This is a genomic window from Paraniabella hibiscisoli (assembly GCF_022512515.1).
Taxonomy (GTDB): Bacteria; Bacteroidota; Bacteroidia; order Chitinophagales; family Chitinophagaceae; genus Niabella; species Niabella hibiscisoli.
Map to the genome: position 1 here is coordinate 4,298,478 of NZ_JAKWBK010000001.1, position 12,126 is coordinate 4,310,603.

The 12,126-nt window shown below is 43.5% G+C and carries 13 protein-coding genes and 1 pseudogene; all 14 read left to right on the forward strand.

Features of this window, described 5'->3' with window-relative positions; translation table 11 throughout:
* Positions 1-222: 222 nt before the first annotated feature.
* The 14 genes and pseudogenes from MKP07_RS26405 to MKP07_RS26470 all read left to right on the forward strand — a co-directional run bounded on the left by MKP07_RS26405 (position 223) and on the right by MKP07_RS26470 (position 12,125).
* On the forward strand, positions 223-936 hold the full coding sequence (locus MKP07_RS26405) for a RagB/SusD family nutrient uptake outer membrane protein (protein ID WP_240851084.1): 714 nt from the start codon (positions 223-225) through the stop codon (positions 934-936).
* Positions 937-1,033: 97 nt separating this feature from the next.
* Positions 1,034-1,933 (forward strand): DUF5017 domain-containing protein, encoded by a 900-nt coding sequence (locus MKP07_RS26410; RefSeq protein ID WP_240850242.1) that lies wholly within the window; start codon positions 1,034-1,036, stop codon positions 1,931-1,933.
* A 10-nt stretch (positions 1,934-1,943) separates the two neighbouring features.
* Positions 1,944-2,843: a hypothetical protein gene (locus MKP07_RS26415; protein WP_240850243.1), complete on the forward strand. Its 900-nt coding sequence runs from the start codon at positions 1,944-1,946 to the stop codon at positions 2,841-2,843.
* A gap of 74 nt (positions 2,844-2,917) precedes the next feature.
* Complete coding sequence (locus tag MKP07_RS26420) at positions 2,918-3,328, forward strand: hypothetical protein (RefSeq protein ID WP_240850244.1); 411 nt, start codon at positions 2,918-2,920, stop codon at positions 3,326-3,328.
* Positions 3,304-3,852 carry a hypothetical protein gene (locus tag MKP07_RS26425; RefSeq protein ID WP_240850245.1) on the forward strand — a complete coding sequence of 183 codons (549 nt, stop codon included), beginning with the start codon at positions 3,304-3,306 and terminating at the stop codon, positions 3,850-3,852. The genes MKP07_RS26420 and MKP07_RS26425 overlap by 25 nt, the downstream gene beginning before the upstream one ends.
* On the forward strand, positions 3,834-4,547 hold the full coding sequence (locus MKP07_RS26430) for a hypothetical protein (RefSeq protein ID WP_240850246.1): 714 nt from the start codon (positions 3,834-3,836) through the stop codon (positions 4,545-4,547). The genes MKP07_RS26425 and MKP07_RS26430 overlap by 19 nt, the downstream gene beginning before the upstream one ends.
* A gap of 33 nt (positions 4,548-4,580) precedes the next feature.
* Positions 4,581-4,943 (forward strand): hypothetical protein, encoded by a 363-nt coding sequence (locus MKP07_RS26435; RefSeq protein WP_240850247.1) that lies wholly within the window; start codon positions 4,581-4,583, stop codon positions 4,941-4,943.
* A 351-nt stretch (positions 4,944-5,294) separates the two neighbouring features.
* A complete protein-coding gene (locus MKP07_RS26440) occupies positions 5,295-6,134 on the forward strand; it encodes a hypothetical protein (RefSeq protein WP_240850248.1) in 840 nt (279 codons plus the stop codon).
* Entirely contained in the window at positions 6,131-6,550 is a 420-nt protein-coding gene (locus tag MKP07_RS26445) for a hypothetical protein (protein ID WP_240850249.1), read from the forward strand. Before MKP07_RS26440 ends, MKP07_RS26445 begins: the two co-directional genes overlap by 4 nt.
* A gap of 115 nt (positions 6,551-6,665) precedes the next feature.
* A complete protein-coding gene (locus MKP07_RS26450) occupies positions 6,666-7,409 on the forward strand; it encodes a hypothetical protein (RefSeq protein WP_240850250.1) in 744 nt (247 codons plus the stop codon).
* The gene (locus tag MKP07_RS26455; RefSeq protein ID WP_240850251.1) at positions 7,376-7,954 is read left to right on the forward strand and encodes a hypothetical protein; all 579 of its coding nucleotides are present in this window, start codon (positions 7,376-7,378) and stop codon (positions 7,952-7,954) included. Before MKP07_RS26450 ends, MKP07_RS26455 begins: the two co-directional genes overlap by 34 nt.
* Complete coding sequence (locus MKP07_RS26460; protein ID WP_240850252.1) at positions 7,944-9,365, forward strand: SGNH/GDSL hydrolase family protein; 1,422 nt, start codon at positions 7,944-7,946, stop codon at positions 9,363-9,365. Before MKP07_RS26455 ends, MKP07_RS26460 begins: the two co-directional genes overlap by 11 nt.
* 156 nt (positions 9,366-9,521) lie before the next feature.
* A complete protein-coding gene (locus tag MKP07_RS26465; protein WP_240850253.1) occupies positions 9,522-10,499 on the forward strand; it encodes a hypothetical protein in 978 nt (325 codons plus the stop codon).
* 34 nt (positions 10,500-10,533) lie between these two features.
* A pseudogene (locus MKP07_RS26470) lies at positions 10,534-12,125 on the forward strand (glycoside hydrolase family 97 catalytic domain-containing protein).
* Position 12,126 lies beyond the last annotated feature (1 nt).

Genomic DNA, 12,126 nt, shown 5'->3' on the forward strand with positions numbered 1-12,126 from the left:
CGGGTATATTTAACTATGGCTGGTGCTCCCCTCAATGATGTATCGAAGTATGCAGAGGCAAGAAAATATGCAGATAGTGTCATTCAGTCGGGTGTACATAAACTGAATGCAGATTTTAAACAGGTCTATATCAATCATGTTAAAGAGATCTTTGACATAGGGGAAGGCATTTGGGAAGTAGAGTTTAAAGGAGCTAATAAAAGTGAAATACAGGAAGGCGGCATGATCGGCAGCTACAATGGCATTGCCTGTGGCAATATAGATACCGGCTATGGATATGACTATGTTCATGCTACCGCCAAGCTTTACAATGCTTACGGGCCGGGAGACTTACGCAGGGACTGGACGGTTGCTCCTTTTAGATTTGTAACAACAGGGCAAACGGTGGTAAGAACGGCTTGGACTGCAGATCAGGTGTATGAACGTAGCAACGGGAAATGGAGAAGAGAATATGAAACCCTATTACCGCGCGACCAAAGTTATACGGGTACCAACTGGCCCTTATTACGTTATGCCGATGTATTGCTCATGTTTGCAGAAGCCGATAACCAAATTAATAATGGCCCATCGGACCTTGCATATAAAGCGATCAACATGGTGAGAAGGCGCGGCTATGGAAAAGATGTAGCTACGCCTGATGCCACGGTAGATGCAGCGCCGGCACTATCGAAGCAGGATTTCCAGGAATTAATTATCGGTGAACGTTTGCGGGAGCTGGCTTTTGAAGGAATACGGAAACACGATCTTGTAAGATGGGGTATTTATCCTTCCACTATGCAGGCTTCGGTTAGGGAATATCAGTCCAATATGCCCGCTGCTTTAAGAGACCCGGCTATTGCACAGGCCCAGAGGATAACGGAACGTTCAGTGCTATTTCCTATTCCCAACAGTGAGCTGGCCGTTAACCCCAATATTCAACAAAATCCAGGCTGGTAGAAATAGGTTTATGAAATGCCCGTGAGTGAAAATACACCCATGAAAGATGATTGTTAAGGCATTCTATTCGACCATTAAAAACATAATAAATATACGGATGAAAAAGATTATAGCTGTTATCATATTATTGGCTGCGCTTACATCCTGTGCTAAGCGTTATGAACTGGGCTCCATAGACGATTTCTCGGTTGCCCTGGAAAAATCCACTTATAAAGTGGGAGAGCCAATCCTGTTTACATTTAATGGCAAACCTGATAATGTAGTTTTCTGGTCAGGAGAACCCGGACGTAAGTATGAGTTTAGAGAACGAACGGTGGTGCAGGGAAATAGTATTTTGCTGAACTTTAAAAGCTATGCTCAATACGGGCCATCACCTGTTGATCAGAGTACATTGAAGCTGCTGGTTTCTACAGACTTTAACGGGAAGTATGATTCGGCAAATGTTCTGGCGGCAACATGGGAGGATATTACCAGTAAAGCGATACTGTCATCAGGGCAGGATCAGACCTCATCGGGCAATATTGATTTGAATGAATTTGCTGCACGCAATAAAAATATGGCCCTGGCTTTTCGTTATAAGACTGCAGTTGTAAAACCCGAATCTGCACAGAATCGCTGGGTGATCCGTTCTTTTGATCTTAAGAGCGTGAACGAGCAAAAAGAAGAAACTGTTCTGGCCAGTATGGCAACAGCCGGGTGGAGCTCATTCAACTTCAGTGGTCCTACTACCAAATGGAGTGTCACATCCGTGCAATTATTATCAGTTACCAACCCGCTTGCCCTTGATGATGACTGGGTCGTTACCAAACAATTTAATCCTAATAAAACCAATCCGGATAAAGGGGAGACCATAAAGAATATTTCCCAGAACCTGTATGAATACCGCCGGGTATATACTAAGCCAGGGGTATATAAAGTAGCATTTGTAGCCACCAATGTAAATGTTGAAGAGTCTGCATCACTAGTTAAAGAGATGGAGATAACTGTCACTCAATAAAGAAAACCTAATGAATCGATTGAGCTTATATAGTTTTAATGTGGTGGTGTTATTGTCTGCATTTTTGGCTAAAGCATACGGCCAACCGTTACAGTCACCTAAGCTGGAGAATAGTGCGTTACGTGTGAATTGGGTTCATACTAATGAGGGCTACCAGTTACAACGGGTATTGGTAAACGGGCAGCAAAATTGGCGGCCCTTATCTGATGTGTCGGGACAGTACACCGTGCTTTACAGCAGTGAACAACCAGGCATGGAAGCCCAGGTTATTAAAAATAAAAATGGCCGGGAAGTCCAGTTTCCTGAGCCTGAGTATCGTTATATCATCCCCACATGGAAGGCCAATACTTCCGCTGTTTCATTAAATAAAGAGGGACGTTCCGTTTCTTTTTATCCTCAACAATGCAAAGCTGATGGCAATGGCCTCGTGTTTACACAAAATACAGATGTGGCCGATATAGAAGCCTCCTGGAAACTCGATCCTTTGCATACCCATGATCTCCGGGTGACTATTCAGTTAACTGCGCGGGCAGCTGGCTACTATTCAATTGCCACACCGGCTTTAACTGTAAATGATAAAAAGAAATTCGGGTGGGCAATTATTCCCGGCATTTTCCAGGGAAACAGTATCAATAATAACTTTATAGATGCTTATGCATATGGCCACGGTATTCCTGGTCAACCGGTGGTAGTAAGGGAAAGGACAGCATCCGCACTTACTTCTATCTTAACGAATAAAGAAGGAGTAACGCTGGCCGTTACTGCGGAACCCGGAGCAGCCAGGCATCCCTGGTTGTCAGATAAGTCTACTCAGTCAGAATGGTTATTAGGTTTGTCTATGATCAATCGCAACCAGCAGCTGACGCCTACTCTATATCACCCGGTACTGGGGCAAAAAAATCATTCTTAAATAAAGGCGAGTCCGTATCCTTCGACTTCAGGTTTACGATTGAAGATAAAAGCTGGTATCCTGTTTATCAGCATGTGGTAAATGATGTGTACCGTTTTGATCAATTATTAGAATTAAAGCAAACTCATTTGTCTTTGTCTCAAAGAATGGCGCAGTTACTGAATTATGTAAAGAATGATAGTACCTCCAGGTGGCGCACATTTGATTATAAAGGAAAGATAATCGGCGCGCAGGAGTATTTGGGCGGCGTTTATGGCTCTGAAAAAGATGCGGTTAAAAACGCAGACTACGGGGCAATGTGGATGCTGGCAACTATAACAGGCGATTCAGTACTGCTGCGTACGCGCTTACCTCAGGCTCTTAATTTTAAATTGGCACAGCAGCATACAGCAAACGATTTTTTTAAAGGCGCGGCCGCAGGTCAGTATTATTTGTATCAATCTAAACGCTTCACTGAAGAGTGGGGGCTTATACAGAACCGATAGCCACTACTTACTATATGATGCTTGATATTGGAAACGTATTATTATTTGAACCGAAACATCAGCAATTGAAAAATGAGCTGCGATTGGCTGCTGATTGGTTGCTTTCGAAGATGAAACCGCAAGGCTTTTGGGAAGTGGCTTATGATAATGCTACTAAAAAGCCAATGTTTATAGATCAGAAAGATTACCGCCCCACTTTTTATGGGTTGTTGGTTGCTTATAAATTACTGGGAGACAAAAAGTACCTGGACGCAGCTTTACGATCGGCTGATTGGTTTATAAAAAATGCGGTAGATCAGGGCTATTTTTTAGAGTTTGCGGTGATGCGCGGTTTGCACCCGATTTTGCAACTGCCCAGAGTGCACAGGCTTTACTCGATTTGTATGATATTACAAACGAGCCGCGTTTTAAGAAAGCTGCAATTACCACGGCACAATACTACACCACTTCTATCTACTCACATCCTATTCCTGATCGTAGCGCCCGGAAAAACGGAAGCAGGGAATTGGAGGATTGGCAAATAAGCCAGGTTGGACTAAGTTTTGAACATGGTGGAACTTTAGGTTCAGCTAATCCCAGCGGGCCTATCCTGCTGGCTAGCCATGCAGGCATGTTTATCCGTTTTTTTGAACTTACTAAAGATTCTCTTTTTCTAAAGATGGCCCGAACCGCGGCATTAACCAAGGATGCTTTCGTTGACCCCGCTACAGGTGTGGCTTCTTATTACTGGAGCGCTATGAATAAAGGTGCCGGACCTTTTCCGCATCACGCCTGGTGGCAGGTAGGCTGGATCACAGATTATTTAATGTCGGAGTTGTCCCTGCGATCTGGCGGACGCATTGAGTTTCCGTCAGGATTTGTGACACCCAAAGTGGGGCCACATAAAACGTTTGGCTTTGGCACTGGTAAGATATTTGATGAGCAGGCAAGGCTGGCATTTATGGATCAGCTGGTGTCTTTTGACAACCCGAATATAGATTACCTCTGTGCCCTGAACCTGCAAACTAAAAGGTTTTACCTGTTTGTGCTGAATAATGATATTGAAACACAACATGCCGGTTTGCAAATTGACCCCTCTCATTTTATAGCGGGGCATCGTTTACAACTTCAATCCGTTAAATGTTTATCGGCTAATGCAGAACGGGTGCAGTTTTCATGGGGAGATAAAATAAACATAGCTCCTTATGGCCTTCAGGTGTACAGCTTTCAATTCGATTAAATAGAGAATATGCATTGGAGTAGAACGATAAAAATGATATTGCTTTTATTAATGATCCAGGTAAAGGCAGATCTGTATGCGCAAAAGGCAAACTATCTCTTGCTGGGAGCAGACTTTCAGTTCAAAGGAAAATGGTTTGCAGAAACAGACAGGGAAACGATGAGCGGTCAGGTTCTGCGGTATATAGGCGGTGCCGGCGATGCGGCAACCGATGCTATTACGGTAATAGATATTAAAGAGGCGGGTCGTTTTACTGTTTGGATGCGAACGCCCGATTTTGATATGAATCCCGGTACAAGGTTTATTCAACTATCTGTAGGCAACCTCTCGCTAAAAAAGCCGGAGGGCATGGGCAGCAGGGATATTTATGGGAGAAGGTGGGAGCGATTGACTTGAAAAAGCAGCAACCTTATTAAGACTTCACAATTTCAATTATGGAAGATGTGATGGCATCCTTTTCCTACAGGACAGTACAGTTAATCCTAATAAAGTAGAAAAGAACACACTTCTTTCGTGGAAAATACGACCCAATGAACAACCTGTTTTATCAGATCAGCAAGCTACAGCAAGTGCGCCGCTCTCCTTAAACGCTTCTGATAAAATAATTGCTGCTATGGAGAACCAGGTACTTCGTGTACAGTTTGTTAAAGCGGCGCCAACCAAAAAGCAATTGCCTGCCGCACGGAAATAAAAAAGGATGGTAAATGGCTACAGCTAGGCAGTTCGATAGAAGATCATAAGGTCTATTTGATCTATGGAGATACGGCTACCATTGGGTTTAATAAGTATTATCCAACCTGGGACAATAAAGCATTGAATGCACACTTTCTTTTTGAGGGTACAAAATATGAGGTACGCAAACCCGGCGACGAATTTAATCCGTTTCAGGCAGGGAACTTTAGCGAAGCTATTCCCGTATCAGCCACTGCTATTGATCAGCAAACGATCGAAGTGCAATATGTAACGCGTAATGGCTCTGTAATTACTGGTTTATGGTCGCTCGCTACAGGTAAAAAGCATATCGATCTACGTTTAACCTGTAAAACAGCGCGTGCGGGATTCTACAGCATAGGTGTTGCCGCCTTCCAGGCCATTGCCGATCAGGAGTTGCATAATGTAATGATGGCCCCGATGTTTCAATACAAACGTTTATCAGACGGACCGCAAATGATGCTTTCATCGATGATGCAACAGCCACTGGCTATTGTTTCATCAAAATCGGAACAGGGGGTTATATCCGCCTATATGGCAGCAGATCTGAAATCTTTTCCCAAAGACTGGGGTTCGGTAGACTTCGCACCGGTGGGCTTCACGCTTAAAAATTATCAAAATCAACTGCAGCCCGTAATGTTTTCGCCGGTATTTGGCATGAAAGATTCCAGATATCAGCAGGATCAGTTGATCGACCGTCACTTTGTTATAGGTATCACTCCGGGCGACTGGGATAGCGCCTTAGAAGAGGTCTCCAACGAAGTGTTCGAGGTAAAGGATTATAGAAAACAGCAGGATGTATCGCTTACAGATGCGGTATTTAATATGATTGAACTGGCAAAAAATGATAGCGCGGTGGTTGGGCGCCTGGGTTGAAGGGCTTTTATGATATTGAGGGAGATCCCAAAACTGCGCCAACCGTAGTAAACGCTACTCCGTTACTCAATGTATCGCTACCAATACTGCAAAATGATGAACAATTATATCTGTCGCGCGCACTGCCTACAATAGAATTTACGATGTCCAGGAGTGGATACCGGTGGGCGACAGATATCGTTCCTACTGCATTTAATGCTACGCGAGAAACTTTAAAGCTAAATCCGTATCAGTCGCAGTTTACTACTTCCTATTACTTAGGGTTGCACCGTTTACTGGGAGAGCTGAATCCCTGGCTCACCAATATCGCATTACCGGGAGACAGTCTCAGGGCGGTAAAAGGATATTCCACCGATTTTCACAAATGGAATCAGGCATTATGGGCTTACCGGTTAACAGGACAAAAAAATGGTTAGAAGTAGCAGAGAAGGATGCTGATAACTTTATCCGCCAGAAAATCTATACCAACACCAATAAGCTGTTGAGTCATATTCTTTTTACAATGCTTCTTTTTATGCACCCTGGTGGGATTTGCTGGATCTGTACGAAACAACAAAAGATAGTAAATGGCTGAAAGCAGCGGGGTATGGTGCTTATTTTACTATTGCAGGAATAAGAAGTTATCCGAAGGTGGAAGACCAATTGCAGACCATTCATCCGGGTGGGCATTATGATGGCGTAACACGTATCTGGTGGAAAGGAAACGGTCCATACCGCTTAGGTTTTCCTCGAAAACAGGGAGATGTGCAGGAAAAGAAAGTACCTGAATGGGTGGTGTCCCCCGTAGGTTTAGGCCTGGAGCAACCCAGTACTTATTTCACAAGGGTAAAAGGACAAAACGTGCACCCGGTATTTATGAGTAGCTGGGCTCCACACTTGTTGCGTATATTCCAGTTTACTCAAAAACCTATCTACGAGATCTATGCCCGCAATAGTGTAATTGGCCGCTACGCCAATTACCCCGGTTATTATGCAACAGGATTTACTGATGTACCTATGTCAGCAGCATTTCCATATAAAGGTCCTGATGTGAGCTCTGTGTACTACCATCATATCCCGGCTCATATTGCTTTTAGCCTTGATTATTTAATTACGGAAACTATTCAGCGGTCAGGCGGACATGTAACATTTCCTATAGTAAGCAGGAGGGATTTGTGTGGTTTAATAATCGTGTTTATGGCGGTGGTAAGGGGAAGGTCTTTGATGATGAGCAGGCAGCCTTACATATGCAAAAAGGGCTGGTGTCTGTCAGCAATCCTGAGATCAACTATGTAACTGCAATATCTGACAAGAAGTTTTGGATATTGCTTTCGTCGGAAGCCGATACAGAGCAAACCGTTAATTTGAAATGGTCGCAAAAAACACTTGCTAAAAAGAACGGTACGGCTTTGGCATATGATCGTGACGGGAAATCTGTTTCCCTTGATTTTAAAGAGGCATCTGCGAATGTTACATTACCAGCCAGGGGTTTCAAAGCAATTGCGCTCTCTTTGGAATCCACTATTGCAGCTGTGAAGTATCCCCCGGTTAAGAACGGCATGAAGGTAATAGATCTGGGAGCACCCTGGGGAAAGGTATTTCTTTTTCGTATTCGCTCGCCATTTGGGTGGGATACCTTTTATGGGTTTGCCGAAACCGCGCCTTTAAAGAATTATTCCGTTACTGTTACCTGTGATAGGAAAACACAAGAGATTAATCATTATCCCTACGAGTGGAGTTATAATAAACTGCCGATGAATGAACCGATATCTGTGGAGTTGATTTTTAAAGATGATAAATCCAGGACCATATCCAAGCAAATCGTATTCAATGAAAACTAGTCAGCTATTCAAGTATGTTTTTGTGATGGCCAGCCTTTTAATACCTTTTATAATGCTGGGACAATCTAATACTGACAAGGATAAGATCGCTGCTTCACAGGCCGGAGCTTCTCCTGTTTATTTTGAAGTAGTCGCTTCTGAGATTCCGTTGGTGGCGCCGGGTAGTTTTCAAAATGAAATAGAATGCCAGGTTAGATCGGGCATTCCTGGTTTTTTAGAAAAGGCCCAAAAAGGGCAGGACCTGGTAGTGGCTTTTATAGGAGGCAGCATTACGCAGGCTAATTCTGGTTACCGGCTTCAAACTGCCCGCTACCTGGAGCAGTATTTTCCCAAGGCTCGTTTTAAGTGGATCAATGCAGGTGTGTCTGGTACCGGTACAGATCTCGGCGCTTTCAGGATCAAAGAACAGGTGTTGCAATATCATCCCGATCTTATTTTCATTGAGTTTGCCGTTAATGGTGCTTATCCTGATGGTATGGAGGGCATGATCCGCCAAACTATCAGGCACAATCCGGGTACTGATATTTGTTTGCTCTATACTATTTTGACTGGTCAGACTGCATTTTATCAAAAGAGCGAACTGCCTGCCAATATTAAAGGGCTGGAGCGTGTAGCAGATTACTATGGCCTTCCATCTGTTCAGTTAGGCATGGAGGCAGCAAGCCTCGAAGCTGCAGGAAAGCTGGTTTGGAAAACAGGCACAGAGCGGTATGCGGACAAGATCATGTTTTCCGAAGATGGGATTCATCCTTCAACTGTCGGTGGTAATCTATATGCAGCTGCTATAGCCCGTTCTCTTTCAAAAATGGAATTACAAAAGCAGTATAGGAAACAAGAATTACCAGCTCCTTTAATTACTGCTGACTGGGATGCGGCTACTATGGTAGCGCCTATTGCTATCGCTGATCAAAGTAAGGGGTGGCAGTCGATAGCCGCTGCAGTTAATCCCCATCTTCAAAAATTCAGCGGATGGTTTACTAATATTTATACGGCATCTGCACCGGGCGCTTCTTTTAGATTTCGTTTTAAGGGTGATATGATAGGTGTCTTTGATATAGGTGGTCCGGAAGTGGGGCAACTCGAATGGATCATAGACGGTAAACCGGTTCTTCTAACCAAACAAAAACAGGGAAGCTTTATGTACTACCAGGCTGAAATCGCTGATGCTATAGGTGCAACCGCTCTAAACAGGTTTAACGCCTACTGCAACAATCGTTATCGCGGACAATTCGATGTAATAAGATTACCTGAAGGCACACACGATGTAAAGGTTTATGTGTCTTCACAAAAGTCTGATAAGTTAAAGATATTATCGCCGGACCAAAGAACAGATATTGAAGCTCATCCGGAAAAATATGATCAGTCTGTTATTTACCTGGGCCGCATTTTAATAAGGGGAACAGTACTTTAATAATGTATCCGTATAACAAATTTATTCACTGTAAAAATTTTTCACATGATTAAATTTTCATTGGTTCTATTTGCCTTTCCATTACTTTCCTACTGGAATTCGTGTAGTAAATATGACAGCCCTGTAAATGATAATCCAGAATTTAAAAAGACATCTTTGACAGCTGACTGGAGTTTTACGCTGGGCGATCGTTCTGTTTTATCCCAGAGCGCATTTCCGTCTACTGATAGCGGCTATTATACAGATGGAGCCATACCGTTGATTAAATTAGGTAGCCAATACTATGGCTTTTGGGCCAGGTATCGTAACTACAGAACTGTTGCCAGTTCCCCGCTATTACAAAATCATTTGGGTCAGCTCAATCCTTTAACGCCTGTATTTGGAGGTAACCAGCCCAATAACGGAACGGCAAATGGGTTTAATGACGGTGGCATGTGGTTTATTGGAGTAAGACAATTAAATGATGGTCGCTTAGCGGGCTTTTTCCATGCCGAAACGCATTGGTATCCCAGAACTACGCAGGGGTGGTATGCCTACAAATCTATAGGCGTAACCTATTCAAGTGACAGTGGCAGATCATGGGGAGCTCCTTACCAGATATTAAAACATGAGCTGGATAAACCCACAACACCTTCCTGGTCCGGGCTCGGGGATGGAGCTGTAATCTATAATCACCTAAATAATAAATACTATTGTTATTACACGCCTGCTACCGGAGTTACATCTATTTGTATGGCTGTTTCATCAGATCAAAACGGCTACGTAGGTTCCTGGAAAAAATGGTATAACGGATCGTTTTCCGAACCTGGTTTAGGAGGTAAGCAAACGGCATTATCTCCACTTACCACGAACCCTGGCTCTAATCCTTCCGTTCACTGGAATACTTACCTGAACAAATTTGTAATGATATGGCATGGATGGGATGGTAAATTATATATTTCGGCGAGCACCAACGCCGAAACATGGGAAAATCCAAGATTGTTATTGCAAGATGGACCTAAAGCCTGGTATCCGGCAATTATAGGAACCACCAGTGTAGAAGGAGGTCAACAGATTCAATTATACTACGCTTTTGATTTTAGAGCAGACGGCAGAAGAACCCTGGCTTCCCGTACAATCACATTTCAGCTGTAAAAAAGGACATCCGTAAGAACAGTAAATACAAAAAATGAAACAAGCAAGCAATAGAAATACTTTAACCAGATTTAATTGTTTGGTAGACGTTGCTTGTATATTTCATCTCAGGCATATTAGCCGTATCCTGGCCTTAAGCATTGGCGTATTACTTACAACATGTATAACAGGGCATAGTACTGAGCAGCCATTGATCCTTAAAAGCCCTTCGGGTTCCCTGGTAGTTAGTATAATTAAAAATGAGCAGGGTGTTTTTTATACCATATCAAAAAATGGGCAAAGGCTGATCCAAAATTCCCGCCTCGGCCTGGATATAGCAGGCATGCCTTTAATTGACAATATCACTTTTCCCGCACTTATTAAAACCAGCGATGTTCAGGAATCTTTACGTCTTCTTAAAAATAATTACAGAGACCGTTATATATCTTACAAAAGATACCAGGTAAGGATAGGTAAGGCTTTGATCGAATTTGCTGTATTTGACGATGGTTGTGCTTTTCGCTACAAGTTACCACAGGGGAAGGTGCACATTACAGGCGAGCAGACCAGTTTTGTTTTAGAGGGCGACAGACCTGTTTGGTTTTTCGAACGTACCAATAACTGGAAATTGAAATCGTATGCTGGATGGTGGATGCAAACGCGCGCGGACAGCCTGGACAAAATTTCTCCTACCGGTCCTGTGCAAGGCAAGCCGCTTGTGGTGCAGCTTCCTAAACAACAGTACCTGTTTATAACAGAAGCCGGATTGTATAATTACAGTGGTATGCGTTTGAAGGCGAAAGGCAATAGTCTTTTGGCAGATTTTACCGAGGGGGAAGCCGGCTTTTATGTAAACAGTTCGGCAAACTCTTTTACTCCATGGCGGGTAATTGGTTGGGCGGCGGATCTGAACGGGTTAGCTAACCAGCTTATCGTAGCTGCTTTAAATCCGGCTCCGGATAAAATATTATATAAAAATATCGCTTATTTAAAACCGGGGAAAAGCGCCTGGAGCTGGATCAGCCGCAGTGAAAATTACTTAGATCCCGCTACAGAGAAAAGCATTATCGATGCAGCTGCTCAATTAAATTATAACTATACATTGATTGATGACGGTTGGGAGCAGGCGTGGACAAATAAATGGGAAGTGTTAAAAGATCTTGTAGCATATGGAAGAGAAAAAGACATTCAGCTTTGGGTGTGGAAGGATTCTAAATTTCTCAGGGATACGATTTATAGAGACGCTTTCCTGGATACGCTGAGCCGTTTGGGTATTGCGGGGATTAAAATTGATTTTATGAATAGTGAGGCGAAAGACCTGATCGATTTTGAGATCGGTTTTTTAAAAGCCGCGGCAAAAAAGAACTGATGGTTAACTTTCATGGCTGCCATACTTCTACCGGGGAGTTTCGCACCTTTCCAAACGAAATGACCCGAGAAGGCGTGAGGGGAATGGAGCTGAACATAATGAATGAGCCTATTCCTGCCTCGCACAATGCTGCCCTGCCCTTTACCCGTTTTATGGTGGGGCATGCCGATTATACCCCGGCTTTTTCAGCAACAAGGGGCCTACCAGTCTTACCCACCAGTTGGCGCTTTTATACCTGCTGGAATCGCCTTTTCAATGCATTGCTGAAAATCCGGTGAC

What these genes read in the sequence shown, in the direction of transcription:
- MKP07_RS26405 (WP_240851084.1), top strand. Translation starts at nt 223, where the DNA reads ATGATCGGCAGCTACAATGGCATTGCCTGTGGCAATATAGATACCGGC.
- MKP07_RS26410 (WP_240850242.1), top strand. Translation starts at nt 1,034, where the DNA reads ATGAAAAAGATTATAGCTGTTATCATATTATTGGCTGCGCTTACATCC.
- MKP07_RS26415 (WP_240850243.1), top strand. Translation starts at nt 1,944, where the DNA reads ATGAATCGATTGAGCTTATATAGTTTTAATGTGGTGGTGTTATTGTCT.
- MKP07_RS26435 (WP_240850247.1), top strand. Translation starts at nt 4,581, where the DNA reads ATGATATTGCTTTTATTAATGATCCAGGTAAAGGCAGATCTGTATGCG.
- MKP07_RS26460 (WP_240850252.1), top strand. Translation starts at nt 7,944, where the DNA reads ATGAAAACTAGTCAGCTATTCAAGTATGTTTTTGTGATGGCCAGCCTT.